The organism is Bartonella sp. TT119HLJHH (genome assembly GCF_042193385.1).
GTDB lineage: Bacteria > Pseudomonadota > Alphaproteobacteria > Rhizobiales > Rhizobiaceae > Bartonella.
Genome location: NZ_JBHILS010000001.1, coordinates 242,748 through 263,300 on the forward strand (window position 1 = coordinate 242,748; position 20,553 = coordinate 263,300).

A 20,553-nucleotide genomic window follows, 5' to 3' on the forward strand; every position below is an offset into this window, starting at 1 on the left:
TACAGTTTTCAGGATGAAAGGAGAAACGGATGTCTTATGATGTGGCTGTGATCGGAGCGGGTCCAGGTGGTTATGTAGCAGCAATAAAGGCGGCGCAACTGGGACTTAAAGTAGCAATTATTGAAAAGCGTACAACATTAGGAGGAACATGTCTCAACGTTGGTTGTATTCCTTCTAAAGCGTTGTTGCATGCTTCAGAAGTGTTTTCTGAAACCCAGCATGGTTTTGAAACGCTTGGTATTTCTATTGGTAAATCTAAGCTTAATCTTGAACAAATGATGGTTCATAAGAAAGCTGTGGTGACAGCCAATACCAGTGGTGTTTCTTTTTTGATGAAAAAAAATAAAGTTGATACTTTTTTTGGGACAGCCAAAATTTTGAGTGCGGGTCATGTGGAAGTTGTTGCCAGAGATGGTAATAAACAAACAATTGAAACAAAAAATATTATTATTGCTACCGGTTCAGAGAGTTCAGGAATTCCAGGGGTGAATGTTGAAATTGATGAAAAGACTATTGTTTCTTCTACGGGAGCTCTTTCACTTGAAAAAGTACCAGCGCATATGATTGTAGTGGGTGCTGGTGTCATTGGTTCAGAACTTGGATCAGTTTGGAGCCGTTTGGGTGCTAAAGTGACCATTATTGAGTATCTTAATAAAGTTTTGGGCTCAATGGATGGTGAAGTTTCACGGCAATTTCAGAAATTAATGGAAAAACAGGGGATTGAATATAAAACGGGTGCAAAGGTGACAGCTGTTACACAATCTGGCTCAACTGCTCAGGTGAGCTTTGAATCTGTCAAAGGTGGTGAGGCTGAAACTTTAGAGGCTGATGTTGTGCTTATTGCTACTGGACGTTCTCCTTATACAGAGGGGCTTGGCTTACAAGAGGCTGGTGTTCAGTTAGATGAACGCGGATTTATTGCAATTGATGCCCATTGGCAGACGAATGTTCCAGGAATTTATGCAATTGGTGATGTCGTAAAAGGGCCAATGTTAGCACATAAAGCAGAGGAAGAAGGCATTGCTGTGGCAGAGATTTTGGCAGGTCAAAAAGGACATGTTAATTTTGATGTTATTCCTAGTGTTGTTTATACACAGCCGGAAATTGCGAGTGTAGGAAGAACAGAAGAAGAGCTAAAAACTGCTGGTATTGAATATAATGTTGGCAAATTTCCTTTTATGGCCAATGGTCGTGCACGTGCAATGCAAAAGAGTGATGGGTTCGTTAAAATCCTTTCTGATAAAAAAACAGATAGGGTATTAGGAGGACATATTCTTGGATTTGGTGCTGGTGAAATGATCCATGAAATTGCAGTTTTAATGGAATTTGGTGGTTCATCAGAAGATCTGGGACGTTGTTGCCATGCACATCCTACCTTATCAGAAGCTGTGCGTGAGGCAGCTTTGGCAACATTTGCTAAACCACTTCATATTTAAAAAGCTTTTAAAAAGCACATTTTAAAAGGCACGGGGGGCAGAAAATATTAGTGAAGCATGCAACAAAAAAAGGAATATAACCAATAGTATTGGAATGTTCCATTTGTTGTATGCTTTTCGATAATTACTTTTTTAGATATCTGTTGTGCAGTTTTGATTGATTATCCTGTTGTGCACTATCGTTTAGAGCAGTGGTGTTTAGTCTATGTAAAGTTTTATATATGGGGTAGTTTTTATACTGTTATAAAATATTTAAGATAGGATTCCGAGCTTATCTGCGTGTTTTGTGTTAAGCAAACATCTCTCAAAATGCTCAAATCTACTTCGCGATGGTGGCTCGTGAATGGTATAACTGTAAAGTTCCTCTTGAAATATATGAAATTCATTCAAACTGTTACAAGACCTATTGTGCACCATCATCTTTATGTTTAGTAAAAGTACACACTGACATTATAATACACTTTTTCAGTTTTCAATATTGCTAAAGCTCTTTATTATTTGAGCGTTTTCATAAGAGAAATTTGTCATTTTTTACTCATACGCTTGCTTTGTTTGTGATGTGCAGACAAAAGATTTTAATTGCTTCAATGTGAGAGAGTTTGTGATTAAGAAAATCTTATAGTATTCAGCGTTATGAATCAAATTAAAAATGATGATTTATTATTATAAATCAAAACGTTATATATGAAGAGGGAAGTCAAAAGGAATTCACCCAAAGAAATTGAATTGTTTAATGATTGATGTGGGTTAAGGATCTTTGTCATTTAAGATGAAGAGGGGAGGGATTGAATATTCTAAAAAATACCGCTCTTATTTAAAAGAGCAGTATTTTTATATCTTTTGTTTATGACACTATCTTTTTTATGATAAGACAAGTCATACAGTGTAATTAAATTAGTTTTTGCTTCTCTGTTTATCTTGATCATTGCTTGCTATGTCTTAAAAAGATGATATGTCTCTTCTTTAAGGTTGTTAAGAAATCGCAATGTTGCCAAAATATAACGAATAGCTAAAATTTTTTTGAAAACCATAATTACACGAGAATATTAAGTTTGTTTTCATTGAGCAGTTTTGTGATAACTTAAAAAATTAAGCATATGCTTTCTATAAGTATTAAAATTGTAATTTTTTATCCTCTTGTTGTTCTCTTATAAAAGTGGGAAGCCCCATATGATCAAGATATTTAAGGAAAGGGTGGGGTGGTAATTCCTCTACATTGACCATAGTTTTAACATCCCATTCGCCTGTGGCAATAAGAAGGGCTGTTGCGGCTGCTGGTACGCCAGCTGTATAGGAAATGCCTTGTGCTCCAGTTTCATGAAAAGCTTGTTTGTGATCGGCTATGTTATAGATAAAAATTTCTCTCGGGTTTCCATCTTTTTCGCCTTTAATAAGATCCCCAATACAGGTTTTTCCTGTGTAGTCTTGGGCAAGAGAGGAAGGATCAGGTAAGACGGCCTTTACGACTTTCAAGGGTACAACTTCTTGACCTTCTGCCGTTTTAATTGGTTGTTCGGATAAGAGTCCGAGATTTTTTAGAACCGTAAAAACAGTGATATAACGATCACTAAATCCCATCCAGAAACGGACATTCTCTACATCAAGATTTTTGGATAATGAATGAATTTCATCATGTCCTGTCATATAGGCTTTTTGTTTTCCCACAACGGGAAGATCCCATTCATGGCTGATTTCAAACATTTTATTGGAAGTCCATTTTTTATTTTGCCATGACCATACTTGTCCTGTAAATTCACGGAAGTTAATTTCTGGATCAAAATTTGTAGCAAACCAACGTCCATGATTTCCGGCATTAATATCGATAATATCAATATCTGTGATTTTATCAAAATAATCATCGCGCGCTAATGCCGCATAAGCATTCACTACACCTGGGTCAAAACCTGCTCCTAAAATAGCGGTTATACCAGCTTTTTCACATTCTTGACGCCGAGGCCATTCATAATTGCTATACCAAGGAGGTGTTTCACAAATTTTCAATGGGTCTTCATGAATTGCGGTATCGATATAAGCGCATTTGGTTTCAATACAAGCTGAAAGAACAGACATATTAAGAAAGGCAGAACCAACATTAATGACAATTTCACATTTGGTCTTTTGGATGAGCTTTATAGTTTCTTCTACATTCATGGCATTGAGCGAATGGCTTTTGAGAACACCTTGCTCTTTCATTGTGTTTTTTTCTTTAATAGAAGCAATGATGGCTTCACATTTTTTGAGTGTTCGTGAAGCAATATGAATTTCACCAAAAATATCATTGTTTTGAGCACATTTGTGTGCAACAACTTGTGCAACACCTCCAGCACCAATAATGAGAACATTTTTTTTCATTGTAGGTTCATCTCCTTTTTAATACTGTTGTATGACGTTTTTATGGTTGATCTTTATGAAAGGCTTTCCTGATAGTCGTTATAGCTGAATTGGCGTTGAAGTATTAATGTACCATCGCACTCTTTGAGAACAATAGCAGGCATTGTAACGCCATTAAACCAGTTTTTCTTGACCATTGTATAACCTGCTGCATCCTGAAAAGACAGTCTATCGCCTATTTTAAGAGGTTTTTGAAATTGAAATGTTCCAAAAATATCGCCGGCAAGACAAGATTTTCCACAAATCATAATTTCGTGTGGTCCTTGATTGGGTTCTAATTTAGCACTTTCACGATAAATGAGAAGATCAAGCATATGTGCTTCAATTGAGCTATCAACGATGGCTAGATTCTTTTCATTATACAATGTGTCAAGAACACTGACTTCTAATGTGGTGCTTTTAGTAATAGCAGCTTCTCCTGGTTCTAGAAAAAGAGTGACACTATGAGTTTTAGAAAATTGTTTTAAGCGTTTTGCGAAAGCTTCTAGAGGATAATTCTCAGCCGTAAAATGGATTCCGCCGCCAAGGCTTATCCAGTCAACAGCAGAAAAAAGTTCTGCAAATTTTTCTTCCATATACCCAAGCATTTGGTTAAAAAGATTAAAGTCAGCATTTTCACAATTGTTATGGATCATCAATCCGTTGATAAGAGGCAGAACTTCTTTGATAGCGCTTTGGTTTGTTTCTCCTAAGCGGCTAAAAGGGCGAGAGGGGTTAGCAAGATCAAAATTTGATGCGCTGATTCCTGGATTTAACCTTAAACCTCTTTGAATGGTTTTTGTTGCATCAGAAAAGCGTTGAAGCTGTTGGATGGAATTAAAGATGATTTTATCTGCATAACCACAGGCTTCATCAATTTCATCATCTGCCCAAGCCACTGAATAAGCATGGGTTTCTTTGCCAAATTTTTCTCTTCCTAAACGCAGTTCATAAAGGGATGATGATGTGGTTCCATCCATGAACTCAGACATTAAATCAAAAACACTCCATGTGGCAAAACATTTCAAAGCAAGTAAAATTTTAGCTCCGGACATTTCCCGTAAACGAGAAATCGTTTGCATGTTTTTGATGAGTTTCGATTTGTCTATAAGATAATAGGGGGTTTTTATCATCATTTATTCATTCTTTTTTGAAGGATCTTATTGCCAAGATCAACGTTTAGTACAAAGAGTAACAGAATGTCTCAAGAAAAAAGAGTCTTAAGAAAAGAATCTTTTTCTGTCTAGCAAGAGAAAGGCTTTCTGTAATTACTATTGTTTATTATGTTGAGTTTTTTGTTATGAGTATGAAAAAAAAAATATCTTATGCTTTAGCTTTTGTATTTGTTAGCAGTTTTTTCATTATAACAACCACTCTTGTTAATTGGGGGCAAAATAGAAGTGATGCTAAAGCAAAACTGGTTATGCAGACTTCTGTTCAAGATAGTTCGGTGCCTTTGATTTTTACGGGGCGTAGAGAACTTAATGGTTTCAAAGGTTATCGTCATTATCGGCGTGGTTATCGTAAATACAGTGATAACTGGTGGTATCCTGAAGCGGCATTTGTTACATCTTCGCACTTAAGCACAAAAGGCGCATCATTAAAAGTTGTATCAGATACCAAAAGAGAGTTTTTAGCTTCTTCTTCAGAAAAATTGGAAAAAAAAGAGCCATGGATGTTTTTCCAGCATATTGAATCTTGCCGCGCGCGTTATCGCTCTTATAATAAAAAAGATAATAGTTTCCAGCCTTTTCATGGACCTCGTAAACAGTGTTTATCACGCTTTTTTAAAGGATAGAAATTAAATAAAATTTTAATTGCTTCTTGTCGTGGGCGTTATTGTTCTTACAATAAAGAGAAGACTTGTGTGGTGCGCAGTATTTTCATGCCAGCATTGTTTTTTTTAAAATTTTAAATGCTTTTAAGTTTTATTAAATCTTATTATCATTAAGTGTGGAATGGGGGGTGAGAATATAAGTTTTTGTTTTGTCGATGACAAAATATTAAGGCAAAATGGAGTTTAAAGAATGACAACACGGGAAGCAATGTTGGTATTGCTCGTTTTGCTTCCCTTTGGTGGAAGTGCTGTCATTGGCTTTTTTCGTTCGACAGCAAAAAATAATGAAGCCTGGTTTGCTGGGATTGTCGCGCTTTTCTGTCTTATTTTTACAATAATGCTTTATCCGGAAGTTCGCGGAAACCACATAGTGCGTTTAGATATTTCTTGGCTTCCAGAATGGGGAAGCGATTTGATTCTTCGTATAGATGGTTTGTCGTGGCTTTTTTGCTTGCTCATTACAGGGATTGGGCTGCTTGTTGTCATTTATTCACGTTATTACATGGATCCAGCGGATTCTGTACCTCGTTTTTTTTCCTTTTTTTTGGCCTTTATGGGATCAATGATAGGAATAGTTTTATCAGGTAATCTCGTCTTTTTGGTTGTTTTCTGGGAACTCACCAGTATTTTTTCTTTTTTGTTAATCGGCTATTGGTACCATAATGCAAGTGCGCGTGAGGGTGCGCGTATGGCTCTAACGATCACAGGTTTTGGCGGCTTTGCCCTTTTTATTGGAGTTTTATTGATTGGGTATACTGTTGGCAGTTTTGATTTGGATAAGGTGCTGCAGTCTGGAGATATGATCCGGTCAAGTTCTCTTTATAGTCCTATCCTTATTTGTATTTTATTGGGAGGGTTAACAAAAAGCGCGCAATTTCCCTTTCATTTTTGGCTACCTAACGCGATGGCTGCTCCAACTCCCGTATCGGCTTATTTGCATTCGGCAACAATGGTAAAAGCGGGATTGTTTTTGCTTGTTCGTTTATGGCCTGTGCTTTCTGGAACAGAATCTTGGTTTTGGCTGGTTGGCTTTTCAGGTCTCTCAACTCTTCTTCTAGGTGCCTATTTTTCCATGTTTCAGCAAGACTTGAAAGGACTGCTTGCTTACTCGACTATTAGTCATCTTGGATTAATTACAACACTTTTAAGTCTTGGTAGTCCACTTGCATGTGTTGCGGCGATCTTTCATATGGCCAATCATGCTACTTTTAAAGCTTCTTTATTTATGGCTGCTGGCATTATTGATCACGAGACGGGAACACGTGATATGCGTAAACTGTCAGGGCTTTATCGTTCTATGCCTATTACAGCGACTCTTGCTTTAGTTGCGAGTGCAGCGATGGCTGGGGTTCCTTTGTTGAATGGTTTTTTATCGAAAGAGATGTTTTTTGCTGAAGCTGTTGAAACGCATATGGAATCATGGCTCGATTGGATTGCGCCTTATGTGGCAACGCTAGCTAGTCTGTTTAGTGTGACCTATTCTATACGCTTTATTCACGGTGTTTTTTTAGGACCAAAGCCTGACAATTTACCCAAGACTCCCCATGAACCACCGCATTTTATGCGTTTACCAATGGAGCTTTTGGTGTTTATTTGTTTAGCGGTTGGTATTTTCCCTAATTTAACAATAGGACCTATTTTAGATAATGCGGTCGTGTCTGTTTTAGGACCAATGACAATTCCTTATAGTTTGGCTGTTTGGCATGGGTTTAACACTCCATTAGTGATGAGCTTTGTTGCATTATTAGGGGGCGGATTGCTCTATGCTGTTGGGCATCGTTATTTTTTATCCTGTGATGATGGAGCTCCTTTTTTCCGTCACTTAAAAGGACCGCGTATTTTTGAACGCATTCTCGTAATTATTTCTTGGAAATGGGCCCGTGCGGTGGAATCTGCTTTGTCAACACGCCGTTTGCAGATCCAATTGCATTGGATTTTTTGGGTCTGTTTTGCCTTTGTTGGTCTTTTACTTTGGTGCGATGGTTTCATTCCAGTGGGGACATTACCGCTTTTTCCACTTGATATTCCTTTTCTCGCTCTTTGGCTGGTTGGCGGATTATGTGCGCTTTTAGTTGCTTGGAGAGCAAAGTTTCATCGTCTTGCTTCACTTATGCTTTTAGGGGGAGCTGGTTTGATGACTTGTGCAACCTTTTTATGGCTTTCTGCTCCTGATTTAGCAATAACACAATTGGTTGTTGAGGTTGTTACAGTCGTTTTATTATTGCTTGGTTTACGGTGGTTGCCTAAACGTTTGCATGACCCTGGGCCAGCTGCTGTTCATTTTTGGGTTCGCTTGCGTCGTTTCCGTGATTTCATCATATCCCTTGTAGGAGGTGCTGGTGTAGCATGGCTTTCTTTTGCAGTGATGACACGTCCTCAAGGCACAACGATTTCTGATTTTTTTCTAACACATGCTTACTCAGATGCTGGTGGTCGCAATGTTGTGAATGTGTTATTGGTTGATTTCCGTGGTTTTGATACCATGGGAGAAATTGTGGTTTTGGGTGTTGTTTCCCTTACTGTTTTTGCCCTCTTACGACGTTTTCGTCCTGCGCCTGAGAGTATTGATGCGCCTTTTCAACAACGTATCCAGAAAGCCTTTGATATAGCACAGCCTAATCGAAATGTGGGAGATACAGTATTGAATTATTTAGCTGTTCCTGCTGTTATTATGGGTTGGCTCTTTCCGATTATTATCGCTTTTGCTATTTATTTATTCATGCGAGGGCATGATCTGCCAGGAGGTGGATTTGTCGGTGGTATTACTTTGGCGATAGGGTTTATTTTACAATATCTTGCACGCGATATTCGGTGGGTGGAAACGCATTTGAGAGTTTTACCTTTGCGTTGGATAGGCTTTGGTTTATTATTGTCAGTCGTAACGGGGATGGGCTCTTGGTTTTTTGGATATCCTTTTTTAACATCCTTTTTTCGATATATTCATCTTCCGTTAATTGGGAAAGTTCCCATGGCATCTGCTTTTTTGTTTGATTTTGGTGTGCTTTCTCTTGTGTTAGGAGCAACTGTTCTCATTTTAATTGCACTTGCACACCAGTCAATTAGGAGTTACCGAATCGGTAAGAAACCTATTTTAAAAGAGAAGGAAAATTAATGGAAATTGTTCTTTCTTTGGGTATCGGTGTTTTTGTCGGATCAGGTATTTGGCTTGTTTTGCGTCCACGTACTTTTCAAGTCATTCTTGGTTTGTCCTTGATCTCCTATGGTGTTAATCTTTTTATATTTTCAATGAGTAGACCGCGTAGTAATGCTGCTCCAATTGTTGATCCTACCACTGTTATTAATCCAGCTAATTATGTCGATCCTCTCCCACAAGCCTTGGTTTTAACTGCGATTGTGATTGGTTTTGCAACAACAGCTTTATTTTTAGTTATCTTGTTGGTTTCACGTGGTTTAACGGGTTCTGATCACGTTGATGGACGTGAGGTGCAATAATGGAAATAGGAGTGCATCATCTCCTTATTTTGCCTATTCTTTTGCCGTTAATCACTGGAGCACTTCTTCTTTTTTATGATGAACGTCGTGCAAGACTTAAATCATTCATCAGTCTTTCTTCTGCGGGACTGTTGGTCGTTACTGCCATTTTATTGATTATACGTACTCTTGAAATAGCACCGGCTTGCGATGTTTATCGACTTGGTAATTGGCCGTCTTCTTTTGGAATTGTTTTAGTCCTTGATCGCTTAAGCGCTATGATGCTTTTACTTTCCAGCTTGTTGGTGACTAGCGTGTTGGTTTTTGCGCGGGCTCATTGGTACAAAGCTGGTTCTCATTTTCAGTCACTAATGCAATTTTTTATGGTGGGGATAAATGGTGCTTTTTTGACAGGCGATTTATTTAATTTATTTGTGTTTTTTGAAGTTATGTTAACGGCTTCCTATGGGCTTGCTTTGCATGGTTCTGGTCAGACACGCGTGCGCGCAGGGTTGCATTATGTCGTGGTTAATCTTGTTGCTTCATTATTTTTTTTAGTGGGTATAGCGCTCATTTATGGAGTCGTTGGTACTCTTAATATGGCCGATTTGGCTGTTAAAATAAAATATATATCTTCTACAGATATTGTTTTGTTCGAAATAGGTATTGCATTTTTAGGTATTGCTTTTTTGCTTAAAGCGGGTATGTGGCCGCTTAATTTTTGGTTGGTGCCAACTTACAGTGCAGCAGCAGCGCCCGTTGGAGCTTCTTTTGCACTTTTGAGCAAGGTTGGTATTTATATTATTTTACGTTTAACGTTGCTATGGTTTGGTCCTGAAAGTGAATACTTTAACCATTTTGGTCATACGGTTTTGTTTTATGGTGGGCTTGCCACTATGATTGTTGGTTTTATTGGGGTATTGGCGAGCCAGGTTTTGGTGCGTTTGGCAGCTTATAGTGTCCTTGTCTCTTCTGGTACATTGTTGGCTGCGATAGGGATAGGCAATGCAGCACTGACAGCAGGCGCACTTTTTTATATTGTTTCTTCAACTTTAGCACTGGGAGCTTTTTTTCTTTTGGTAGAGTTGGTTGAACGCTGTCAAGATGTGGCTGCTAATGTTCTTGCTGTCACAATGGAGGTGTATGGTGACGATGAAGAGGAGGAAGAAGATGAAGTTGGCATCTATTTTCCGGTAACCTTGGCAATTCTTGGAGCTTGTTTTGGTATCTGTGCCATTTTGATTATTGGATTGCCGCCTTTTTCTGGTTTTGTTGCTAAATTTATGATGTTCATGGCAATTTTAAACCACAGTAGAGAGGATTTTTCTGCTTCTCTTCCGGTTTACCAAGATTGGCTTTTTGTAGTTTTTGTCACCCTCTCTGGTTTTGCGGCTTTGATTGCATTAACACGAACGGGTATCCGGACTTTTTGGGTTTCTCTTGAAGGGCGTATTCCCCGTGTACAAGTGATAGAATTTGCGCCTATTGCCGTTCTCCTTGCTTTGTGTTTTCTTATAACAATTGTAGCTAGTCCTGTTAGTCATTATATGTCTGAAACTGCTAAGACTTTGTATGAACCTCAAAACTATATTGGGAGCGTTTTAACGGATTTTTCTCTCGAAAATAGGGAGATAAGTAAATGAATCGTTTTTGTCCTTCCCCTTTTTTCAGTGGTGTCATTGTCCTTATGTGGCTTATTTTAAATGGTTTTAGTTTAGGGCAATTGCTTTTAGGGATTTTAACCGCTTTGTTTTGTGGTTGGATGATACGGCTTCTGGAGCCGGAGAAGGTTGTTATTAAAAGCTGGAGTGCGGTTTTTCGTCTCGTTTTTCGAGTATTTATAGATTCTATATTCTCGAATGTTTCGGTGGCTTGGTTTGTTTTAACAAAAAGGTCTCGAGAGCAGAAATCTGGTTTTATTGTAGTACCTCTTCTGCTTCATAATCGCACTGCTTTGGCTATTTTAGCATGCATCCTTTCAGCAACCCCTGGAACTGCTTGGGTTGCCTATAATAGTAAAAAGGGTGAACTTTTGCTTCATGTCTTAAATTTAAAAAATGGATATGATTACAAACAGTTGATCAAACAACGGTATGAGCAATTGCTTTTGGAGATTTTTTTATGAGTATGGTGATTCTTTATTGGGGGCTTTTCTTTTCACAGTTTTTTTTAAGTTTAGCGGTGATTTTCGCGCTGTTTCGGTTGATTCGTGGTCCACGGGCGCAGGACCGGATTGTGGGTTTGGATGCCCTTTATATAAGCACTATTCTTTTGTTTCTTACATTCGATATTCGTTCAGGAACAACCACTTATTTTGTCGCAGCTCTCATTATTGGGTTGTTGGGTTCTGTCTCGAGTATTGCTTTGGCGAAATTTCTCATGCGAGGGGAGATTATTGAATGAAAGATGATGTATCGCTTGTGGTTGCTATTGCTATCACAGTTTTCTTAATATTAGGGTCTGGATTGACATTGATCGCAACGATAGGTTTGGTGCGTTTTTCTAATTTTTATAAGCGTTTGCATATGCTTTCAGTCTGTACGAGTTGGGGCGTTGGTAGTATTCTTATTTCTTCATTTCTTTATTCAATATTTGTGGACCATTATTTTGTTTTTCATGAAGTGTTGCTGATGTTTTTTTTGTTTTTAACAGCACCGGTAGCTTCTATGTTGCTTTCACATACAGCAGCTTATCGGCATCATTCAGAAAAACAATCAGAAAAACCGCTGGCTCTTTTATTACACCAGACGGAGGAAAAACTACCCACGTCAGAAGGAACATCAAGAGATGAGAGCCAGCGCGGTTCTTGAAATGTAAGAATCTTCCTTATTCTGTGCTTTTTTCTTCTACACAGTGGATGGGCTTTTCTTCTTTTGGATCATTAATAAGATCGTAAAATATGGCTTCATTTTTAGTTATCCACCAAATGTATTGTCCACCCACATATTTTCCTCCAGAAGCGGAAATTACATTAGAACCAACGATGCGCTTACCGTTCCATTTTAAATCAACAAGCGCAATATTGCCAGCATTATAATAAGTTGCTTCAACATACTCTTTGCTTGTTCCCATATCGCATTGATAGGAGACGGTCTCTGTTGTTGGTTCTGGATCATCTGGTACTTCAATGACTAAAGAACTTGCTAATGCATTAATTGAACCGAGGAGGAGCACACTTAAAGTAATGAAAAATTGTTTAGTAAAAGAAATTTTTTTCATAATATTTCCCGTGTTATTTAAAATAATAATGTTGACTCATCTTTACAGAGGATAGGTTTTTTTTCTTCTGGATCCTTAGCCAAGTCATAAAGCGTGACTTCTTTGTTCTTCTCCCACCAGATATACTGAGCTCCTGCAAATTTTGCTCCTGTCGCAGCGATGACATTAGCAGCAATGACACGATCACCATTCCATTTGAAATCAACCAACGAAATATTGTCAGCATTAAGATAGACTGCCTCAACGCGCTCTTTACCTGCTCCAGTTTCACACTGATAGGTAATGGTCTCTGTTTTGGGCTCTGGATTGTCTGGTACTTCAATGATTAAAGAACCAGCTAAGCTATTGTTTGAGCTGAAGAGTGATAAACTTAAAGCGGTGAAAAATCCTAAAATGTGCAAAGTTTTTTTCATGATGCTTCCCTATATTCCTAATATTGTGCACAAAGAATAATTTGACTGATACGATGGTGTCTACGGCAGGATTCGAACCTGCGACCCCAGGATTCATACCACTTCGATTTTCACCGCCAGCCTTATCGGCTGTTTGTGGTCTGGACTGTCTCTTCACCTTGAAGCTTTTGCTCTTTAGGTGCTGCCCGTTCAGTCTCTACACCTTTCTCTCATTTGAAGAGAGACTTGGCTCGGGATTGGCATATAGTCGCCCATGAAGCTTTCCCCGAATTTGAGCAGATTCACTTTGAGGATTTCTTCTCAAAGTGCCCAATTTCTTTAGGAATCCTGTGCTCTATCCTACTGAGCTACGCAGACATCATCATGTTAATCTTTAATAGAAGTATAAAAACGAATCAATTATATTCAATATGAATTAACGAATTTCTGTTAATTTTTGTTCCAAAAAGGATAAAACTGCATCTGGTGAAACATTTTTTGCAATAAATGATTGGCCAAGTCCGCGTGTTAAGATGAAAGTCAAATTGTTTTGCGAAACTTTTTTATCTTGGGCAATGAGAGTCATTAAAGTTTCAGCATCTGGTAGACACCCTGGGATATCCTTTAATTGTGTAGGTAATCCTATTGCTTTAAGGTGCGCTTCAATGCGTTGTGTAAGCGTGGGGCTTATTAAATTTAATTGAGCAGAGAATTGATGAGCTAGAATCATCCCAATTGCTACACTTTCGCCATGGATTAAACGGTTGGAGTCATAAGTGGTTGCTGTTTCAAGCATGTGTCCAAATGTATGGCCGAGATTTAAGAGTGCGCGCTCTCCTTTCTCATGTTCGTCACGTGCTACAATGGCAGCTTTAAATTGGCATGAGCGAACAATGGCTTCTGTTCGTATTGGGCCATTAGAGAAAATTTTTTGCCCATTTTTTTCAAGCCACTCAAAAAAGTCAGGTTGGTTAATGAGACCGTATTTTACTATTTCTGCGTAGCCAGCGCGAAATTCGCGCGGTGGCAGGGTATCAAGAAGACACGTGTCAGCAATAACGCATTGTGGTTGATAAAAGGCACCAATAAGATTTTTGCCATATTGGCTATTGATTCCCGTTTTTCCACCAACAGAAGAATCAATTTGTGCAAGAAGCGTTGTGGGCATTTGAATGAAGTTCATGCCACGGCGGATTATACTTGCCGCAAATCCTGCTAGATCACCAATGACACCACCGCCAAAAGCAATAACACAGTCGCCTCTTTCTAAACGCGCAGCAAGAATTTGATCGATGACAACTTGCAGGGTTGAAAATGATTTTGATTGTTCTCCTGCTTCTACAATAATAGGGACAGTATGAATTTTATTTTTTGTTAATTCTGCTTGCAATATCTCCAAATGAAGGGAAGCAACATTTGTATCTGTAACAAGTGCCAAGCGCGTTTGATGAGGATCTTTTTTGTTAAGAGCATGTTTAATTTGTGAAGCAGCTTGTGTAATAAGACCCGGACCAATGATGATATCGTAACAGTGTTTGTCCAGTTTAACAGTGACGGTTTTGGTTTGCATGCTGGTTATCCCTATTGTTAATTTCTGTGTATAGGTAGTGCTGTACGGATCGTATAACATTTTGTGCTACGGTATGACGGCTTTCTTTATGACTGTTAATTGTTAAGTTTGCCTTTGCATAGATAGGATAACGCTGTTCCATGAGTTTTTGCATGGTTTCTTTAGGATTGGCTGTTTGAAGCAGGGGACGTGTTGGGTGCTTTGAGACACGTTGCATGAGGATATCAAGATCGACTTTTAGCCATATGGATATACCATTTTTGTGAATGGCTTTTCGGATATTTTCATTTATGTAGGCACCACCACCTGTTGCTAAAACAAGGGGCCTTTTTTTCATGAGGTTTAGAATAACACGCTGTTCAAGAGAACGAAATTCGGATTCACCATAAATTTCAAAGAGTTCCGTGATTGTCATTTGTGCAGCTTTTTCAATTTCTTGGTCAGAATCATAAAAAGGTAAACGGAGCATGGTGGCGACGCGTTTTCCGATCACTGATTTGCCTGCCCCCATAAGACCAACAAGGACAAGTGCTCTTTTATCAAGGGACGATAAGAGCTGATTCTTTATTTGTGTTATGGGGACGCGTTTTGGTCGATTGCTTTTCATAACTTTATTTCGGCATTTATCCATCTTAAAGTCAATTCCTGTTAATCTTTGTAAGGCATAATACGAGATAGAATATTTTTGGATAGGTTATTGTCTTATGCCAACATTGACCAGATTTTTGATGATTCTTTTCATTTTGCTTTCTGTCCTTTTTATTATAATGGGTGCTCTTGTAGTTTGGGTTGAACCAGTAACTGTGGATATGTACATCGATGTTCCCTTGGATTCATGGAATCTTTCTACGGAAGCGAATCAATGAAATGAAAAGTGGTGCTGTGATAGATCATTTTCTTGAGATGATGAGTGCGGAGAGAGGAGCTTCACCTCATACGCTTGCGGCTTATCAGCATGATTTACAGTGGGCACAAGACGAATTATCTTCACACTCTGTCTCGCTTTTTTCAGCACAAAAAGAAGACTTAATTACTCTTTTGTCACTTATGCATACTTTTGGTTTTGCGGCATCATCGCAAGCGCGCCGTTTATCGACTTTGCGTCAGTTTTATCAATTTCTTTATGCTGAAGGGTTGAGAGCAGATGATCCCTCTCATGATATTGACGCACCTCGTCAGGGGCGTCCTTTGCCAAAAATCATGAGTGAAGATGCAGTGATAAAATTGCTTGATTTTGCGGAGTTAGAAGTCAATCAAGCAGACTATGGGTCCAAAGGGTATTTCCGTGCACTGCGTCTTCAGCTATTGATTGAAATGCTGTATGCAACGGGGTTACGCATCAGTGAATTGGTGAGTCTGCCGGTTCAGTCTGTTCGAAGGAAGGAGTACAGCGTTTTGGTTCGTGGTAAGGGCAAAAAAGAACGAATGGTGCTGTTATCAAAAAAAGCATGCCAAGTTCTTTCGCAGTGGTTAAACTTGCGTGATCAGGGAAAGGATGCTACGAGTTCTTATCTTTTTCCTGCGCATTCCGAGACAGGATATATTGCTCGTCAAGTCGTTGCGCGGGAGTTGAAAAATCTCGCTAGAAGAGCAGGAATAGAAAGTGATAGCTTTTCTCCCCATGTGTTGCGTCATGCTTTTGCTAGTCATCTTTTGCAAAATGGTGCTGATTTGCGTGCTGTTCAACATTTGTTAGGTCATTCTGATATTGCTACCACTCAAATTTATACCCATGTGTTGGAAGAGGGACTTTATCGTTTAGTCAATGAGCATCACCCACTTGCCGATGAGCAAAAGGCTCGTTAAAGAAAAGGTGATGTTTTTGAAAAAGACTTTATAAAGCAAATTATAAGTGTATAAGTGACACTGAATGAGTTGACACAAATGTATAATTATCTTGATTTTGAAAAACCAGTTGCTGATCTTGACGGGAAAATTCTTGAATTAAAAAAAATTTCTCAGGAAAAAGGCAGTTTTGATATGAGCGATGAGATTGCTCGTCTTGAAACGCGTTCCCAAACAGCGTTGCGCGATATTTATAAAAAATTATCGCCGTGGCAAAAAACACAAGTCGCTCGTCATCCGGATCGTCCCCATTTTATGGACTATTCTAAACGCTTATTGAGTGACGTTACGCCTTTGGCCGGAGATCGTAAGTTTGCTGAAGATGAAGCTATTCAAGCGGGGTTTGCACGCTTTAAAGGTGAGGCTGTTGCTTATATCGGTCAAGAGAAAGGTTATGACACGCAAACACGTTTGCGCTATAATTTTGGTTCTGCTCGTCCAGAAGGCTATCGTAAAGCTGTACGTATTATGGAAATGGCTGATCGTTTTGGTTTGCCACTTCTCACTTTTGTTGATACGGCAGGCGCTTATCCTGGGGTAAGTGCTGAAGAACGGGGGCAGGCAGAAGCAATTGCCCAATCAACAGCTACAACTTTGCGTTTGAAAGTTCCTGTCGTTTCTGTTGTTATTGGAGAAGGCGGTTCTGGAGGGGCGATAGCAATCGCGGCTGCCAACAAAGTTTATATGTTGGAGCACGCAATTTACTCTGTTATTTCACCAGAAGGAGCAGCTTCTATCTTATGGCGTGATCCAGCTCGTGCGAAAGATGCTGCAATGAATATGCGTATTACCGCTCAAGATTTGTATCGCTTAAAGATTATTGATGGCATTATTTCGGAACCTTTAGGGGGAGCACATCGTGGCAAAGAGATTGCCATTGATGCAACGGGTGATGTTATTTCAGAGGCTTTAAAAGCTATGGCTGGAAAAGATGGGGAAGCCCTTAAACAAGAGCGAAGGGAAAAATATCTTCAAATTGGTCGATCTCTAACATAGGTTATTTTTGTGAGGGGTGTTGGATTGGAGTTTTATTCGATGACATTTAGCAGATTCCTTGCTGTGTGCATGTTGTTTGTAATGGGAATATTGACGGCATGTGAAGGAAGATTACCAGCTTCTATTCGTGCTAAGGTTGAGCAGCCGTTGCCGCAAGAAATCCAGAATAGAATGGCTTTGTACGATATTGATCCTTATGCACCAATTGTAATGCGATTTTTCAAGGAAGAAAATCTTGCTGAAGTTTGGAAACAATCTCGTTCAGGACCTTTTATCTTGGTTGCTCGCTATGGCATTTGCAAATGGTCTGGTAAGCTTGGACCTAAATATAAAGAAGGGGATCTTCAGACACCAGAGGGTTTTTATACGATTAGCGCAAACCAAATGAATCCTTATTCAAAATATTATCTTTCTTTTAATATAGGATTTCCTAACCTTTATGATCAAGAAAATGGTCGCACAGGAAGCAATCTTATGGTGCATGGTTCTTGCTTTTCCGCAGGTTGTTATTCTATGAGTGATAAGAACATGGCTCAGATTTATGCGTTTGCACGGGATGCTTTTAAAGGAGGACAAAGAGAGTTTCAGTTACAGGCTTTTCCTTTCCGCATGACCGAGGATAATATGTCACGTCATAGCAAGGATCCTCATTATCAATTCTGGGTTATGCTTAAGAAAGGTTATGATTTTTTTGAAAAAAATCGTCAACCTCCAACTGTTGAGGTTTATGGAAAACGTTACGTTTTTAATCGCGATATTGATAAAACTTCAGTTTCTCGAATGCCGTGAGTGTTATTGTATTCTATTGCACTGTAACACTATCACTTAATAATGGCGATACAGGATATGCAAAAACTTTTCACATAAGGTGTTTAAGTGAGTAGTCAATATTTTAAAGCGCAGAGTTTTTTCATAGAGCCTTATGTAAGTAAATCAGATGAAGTGGGAAGCCAAGAGGAATTTTCTCAAAGAAGTTGGATTGTTTGCACATCGGTATTGGTATCAATCTTCGTTTTTAGTGAAGAGTAAGTTAACATGGAATGTGCCTCTCTTTTTATTTCTTTCAAAGAGTTTTATTCTTTTATGCTGTAAAATATTGTCTTGTCGTGCTGTTATATAAGATACATTCACATATTTTAAAATGCGATATTGCCTCTGTCTGATTTTGGTTTTTTTCTTAACAGGGATTTTGATTTCAATTAGCTTGAATAAATATAGAGTTGAGCAGAATATTTTAGAACCAAGAATTTGGCCAATCTGTCTGTGAAATGAATCACATGAAGTGGTTTGCAGATGAAGCGCATTTAGAGAGAAAACAATCTGTTTACAGATTGATGGATATTAAAAATTTTTATCATAACAATTTGATTTATAATGATAGTTTATAATTTTTCAGTTTGAATTAGGGACTAAATATCATAAGATCCTTTTATCTTAAAATTTGTTTATGGTGAATCAATCGAAACCACTTTTTGCACGCCATAAAATTGGATTGGCATGTGAATAAAACTCTTAAAGAAAGGAGTACAGATAGTTCTCATGAGTACTCTAAAGTGCCAAGTTTTTTCAAAACATTTTTAACTGGCAAAAGTATGAGGCGATCAGTTTACATATTTATAGAGTAAAGATGGAGAATGGGCCTTATACATTTCATGGAGAATTTTGTATTATATTATTTATGGGTAGCGTCTTGAAATAGGAATAATGCGTATTGAGAGACGGTGTTTTTAAACGAGTGCGTGAATTCGTGATACAATGGTATTCTATTTTGTGTGAGGGCGACGATTTTACAGATAAGGGTAATATGTTAGCGCTGGAGTGTTTTAATAGATAGTCATTTTCCGGCATGTGATTTTGTAAGAGAGCTAAAAAGTTTCAATTGTGGTAGTCTATGGGGATTTTGCCGCTCAGTGAAAAGGTACGAATAATTTTATGAGAGGCATTATTGTGCAGAAAGCATTGTTAAAAATGTGTATTTTCTTATTTTTTATTCCATTATGTTAATAAACTTGAATAGAAATATTTATGAAAGTTTTTTATAAATTTATAACATATTGATTATAAAGATAATTTATTATTCCATTTGAATTAGAACCCTGAATACCGTAAGATTTTCTCATTTCAAAGTTGTTCCATGTTGAATCAATTAAAACCATTTGCTTGCACGTTACAAGCAGGGATAGCCGCGTGGGTAAAATTGTACAAGAAAGACTAAAATGCTTTTTACAAACCGTTTCAAGTGCCAAAAGCTTTTTGTTTCAACATCGGGAATTAGCAAAGTGTGTAATGATGTGCCCGTTTGCTCCTTTAAAAGCATAAAGATGGTGGTGCCAATGAATTTAATGTTATATCATTGAAGGGGAGAAAAAATTAAAATTTTATTCCTGGAATGACCAGAGGATTTTCTAAGAGAGCTGTTTTGTCTGCAGTATCTATTGCTGGTTTATTAAAAAAAGCATTGAGGAGTTTTTGTATAGCTTCTTTTTCAACACCATCGGCAATGATGACAAAACGTGTTTGTTTTATTCCTTTTGGCCATGCTGGTAATCTTATGGGAGGGTGAAAAAATGTTTGTACGCCGTGGAGTACAAGTGGGCGATAAGGGTCATCACGCAATGCGATAATGGCTTTAATACGTAATAATTTTGTACCATAACGCTCTTGTAGGAGATCTAAAAAAGCTTCAATTGTGGCGTAATCAACAGGACCCTCACAGTTTAGTGAAAAGGTACGAATGGTTTTATGGGGCGTATGATCATGCGGGGTAGTCGTAAGATTTTGTTTAAGTTTTGTATTTTCTACTCTTTCATCCCATAATGAGTTATTTATTAATAGATTTGAACAGAAATCTTCAGAATGGGCGTCAATGATTTGCGCTGTAGGATTCATTGTTTTAAGTGTGCTAAGGAGTGTATCTGAAAGCGTTTGTGGGTCTCTAAGATCTGTTTTGGTGAGAATAATTTTATCAGCAAATATTAATTGTTTATATATTTCAGGATAGCGCTCACATATGGAAAGTGGGCTTAATGTATCAAATGTTGCAAGAACAGCATTTATGGACAATGTTTGAATAAATAACGGGTGGCTTAAAAGTATTTGTAAAATAGGGGCGGGATCAGCCATCCCTGTGGTTTCAATGATAATATGATGGAGTTGTTTGATCTGTCCTGTCTGAACGCGATTTATTAAATCAATTAATGTGTCGATGAGATCACTGCGTAAATTGCAGCATAAGCAGCCATTGGCAAGCTCAATAATTCCTTCTGTTGCCTTTTCAACCAGAAGGTGGTCAATACTGATTTCGCCGAATTCATTGATGATAACAGCACATTCTGTTAAAAGAGGGTCTTGTAGCATACGGTTAAGCAAAGTTGTTTTGCCAGAGCCTAAAAAACCTGTAATAAGCGTGAGGGGGATGCGCTTTATTTTCATGTTAATCATCAATCATAGTTTTGT

18 protein-coding genes are annotated in these 20,553 nt (G+C 38.3%); 11 read left to right on the forward strand and 7 right to left on the reverse strand.

From position 1 onward, the window contains the following. The first annotated feature begins 29 nt into the window (after positions 1–29). A complete protein-coding gene (lpdA, locus tag ACFIJL_RS00830; protein ID WP_375622076.1) occupies positions 30–1,436 on the forward strand; it encodes a dihydrolipoyl dehydrogenase in 1,407 nt (468 codons plus the stop codon). A 1,113-nt stretch (positions 1,437–2,549) separates the two neighbouring features. Here the strand turns inward: lpdA and ACFIJL_RS00835 are convergent. Together ACFIJL_RS00835 and ACFIJL_RS00840 are read right to left on the reverse strand one after the other, a co-directional pair. Further along, entirely contained in the window at positions 2,550–3,788 is a 1,239-nt protein-coding gene (locus tag ACFIJL_RS00835; RefSeq protein ID WP_375622077.1) for a saccharopine dehydrogenase NADP-binding domain-containing protein, read from the reverse strand. 53 nt (positions 3,789–3,841) lie between these two features. Continuing rightward, positions 3,842–4,939, reverse strand: coding sequence for a carboxynorspermidine decarboxylase (locus ACFIJL_RS00840; RefSeq protein ID WP_375622135.1), 1,098 nt, complete (start codon positions 4,937–4,939; stop codon positions 3,842–3,844). Between the two features lie 167 nt (positions 4,940–5,106). On the opposite strand from ACFIJL_RS00840, the gene ACFIJL_RS00845 reads away from it, so the two are divergent. The 7 genes from ACFIJL_RS00845 (at position 5,107) to mnhG (ending at position 11,885) form a co-directional block, all read left to right on the forward strand. Next, a complete protein-coding gene (locus ACFIJL_RS00845; protein ID WP_375622078.1) occupies positions 5,107–5,604 on the forward strand; it encodes a BA14K family protein in 498 nt (165 codons plus the stop codon). A gap of 229 nt (positions 5,605–5,833) precedes the next feature. Further along, positions 5,834–8,755, forward strand: a complete 2,922-nt coding sequence (locus ACFIJL_RS00850; protein ID WP_375622079.1) for a monovalent cation/H+ antiporter subunit A — start codon at positions 5,834–5,836, stop codon at positions 8,753–8,755. Then, the gene (locus ACFIJL_RS00855) at positions 8,755–9,096 is read left to right on the forward strand and encodes a Na+/H+ antiporter subunit C (protein WP_273790150.1); all 342 of its coding nucleotides are present in this window, start codon (positions 8,755–8,757) and stop codon (positions 9,094–9,096) included. The genes ACFIJL_RS00850 and ACFIJL_RS00855 overlap by 1 nt, the downstream gene beginning before the upstream one ends. Next, complete coding sequence (locus ACFIJL_RS00860) at positions 9,096–10,718, forward strand: monovalent cation/H+ antiporter subunit D (protein ID WP_375622080.1); 1,623 nt, start codon at positions 9,096–9,098, stop codon at positions 10,716–10,718. The genes ACFIJL_RS00855 and ACFIJL_RS00860 overlap by 1 nt, the downstream gene beginning before the upstream one ends. Continuing rightward, positions 10,715–11,200 carry a Na+/H+ antiporter subunit E gene (locus ACFIJL_RS00865; RefSeq protein ID WP_375612748.1) on the forward strand — a complete coding sequence of 162 codons (486 nt, stop codon included), beginning with the start codon at positions 10,715–10,717 and terminating at the stop codon, positions 11,198–11,200. Before ACFIJL_RS00860 ends, ACFIJL_RS00865 begins: the two co-directional genes overlap by 4 nt. After that, a complete protein-coding gene (locus tag ACFIJL_RS00870) occupies positions 11,197–11,478 on the forward strand; it encodes a K+/H+ antiporter subunit F (RefSeq protein WP_375622081.1) in 282 nt (93 codons plus the stop codon). Before ACFIJL_RS00865 ends, ACFIJL_RS00870 begins: the two co-directional genes overlap by 4 nt. Then, the gene (gene mnhG, locus ACFIJL_RS00875; protein WP_375622082.1) at positions 11,475–11,885 is read left to right on the forward strand and encodes a monovalent cation/H(+) antiporter subunit G; all 411 of its coding nucleotides are present in this window, start codon (positions 11,475–11,477) and stop codon (positions 11,883–11,885) included. Before ACFIJL_RS00870 ends, mnhG begins: the two co-directional genes overlap by 4 nt. 16 nt (positions 11,886–11,901) lie before the next feature. Here the strand turns inward: mnhG and ACFIJL_RS00880 are convergent, their stop codons facing one another. From ACFIJL_RS00880 to ACFIJL_RS00895, 4 genes are all read right to left on the reverse strand, one after another. Next, entirely contained in the window at positions 11,902–12,294 is a 393-nt protein-coding gene (locus ACFIJL_RS00880; protein WP_375622083.1) for an MliC family protein, read from the reverse strand. A 17-nt stretch (positions 12,295–12,311) separates the two neighbouring features. After that, positions 12,312–12,707: an MliC family protein gene (locus ACFIJL_RS00885; protein WP_375622084.1), complete on the reverse strand. Its 396-nt coding sequence runs from the start codon at positions 12,705–12,707 to the stop codon at positions 12,312–12,314. Positions 12,708–13,122: 415 nt separating this feature from the next. Then, positions 13,123–14,256: a 3-dehydroquinate synthase gene (gene aroB, locus ACFIJL_RS00890; RefSeq protein ID WP_375622085.1), complete on the reverse strand. Its 1,134-nt coding sequence runs from the start codon at positions 14,254–14,256 to the stop codon at positions 13,123–13,125. After that, positions 14,231–14,863, reverse strand: a complete 633-nt coding sequence (locus ACFIJL_RS00895; protein ID WP_375622136.1) for a shikimate kinase — start codon at positions 14,861–14,863, stop codon at positions 14,231–14,233. Before ACFIJL_RS00895 ends, aroB begins: the two co-directional genes overlap by 26 nt. Before the next feature lie 260 nt (positions 14,864–15,123). Here ACFIJL_RS00895 and ACFIJL_RS00900 point away from each other — a divergent pair, with 260 nt between their 5' ends. From ACFIJL_RS00900 to ACFIJL_RS00910, 3 genes are all read left to right on the forward strand, one after another. Continuing rightward, positions 15,124–16,062, forward strand: a complete 939-nt coding sequence (locus ACFIJL_RS00900; RefSeq protein ID WP_375622086.1) for a site-specific tyrosine recombinase XerD — start codon at positions 15,124–15,126, stop codon at positions 16,060–16,062. A 78-nt stretch (positions 16,063–16,140) separates the two neighbouring features. Then, positions 16,141–17,097: an acetyl-CoA carboxylase carboxyltransferase subunit alpha gene (locus tag ACFIJL_RS00905; RefSeq protein ID WP_375622137.1), complete on the forward strand. Its 957-nt coding sequence runs from the start codon at positions 16,141–16,143 to the stop codon at positions 17,095–17,097. Between the two features lie 39 nt (positions 17,098–17,136). Next, the gene (locus ACFIJL_RS00910; protein ID WP_273790140.1) at positions 17,137–17,886 is read left to right on the forward strand and encodes a murein L,D-transpeptidase family protein; all 750 of its coding nucleotides are present in this window, start codon (positions 17,137–17,139) and stop codon (positions 17,884–17,886) included. 1,581 nt (positions 17,887–19,467) lie between these two features. Here ACFIJL_RS00910 and ACFIJL_RS00915 read toward each other — a convergent pair. Then, on the reverse strand, positions 19,468–20,529 hold the full coding sequence (locus ACFIJL_RS00915) for a CobW family GTP-binding protein (RefSeq protein WP_375622087.1): 1,062 nt from the start codon (positions 20,527–20,529) through the stop codon (positions 19,468–19,470). Positions 20,530–20,553: the final 24 nt, after the last annotated feature.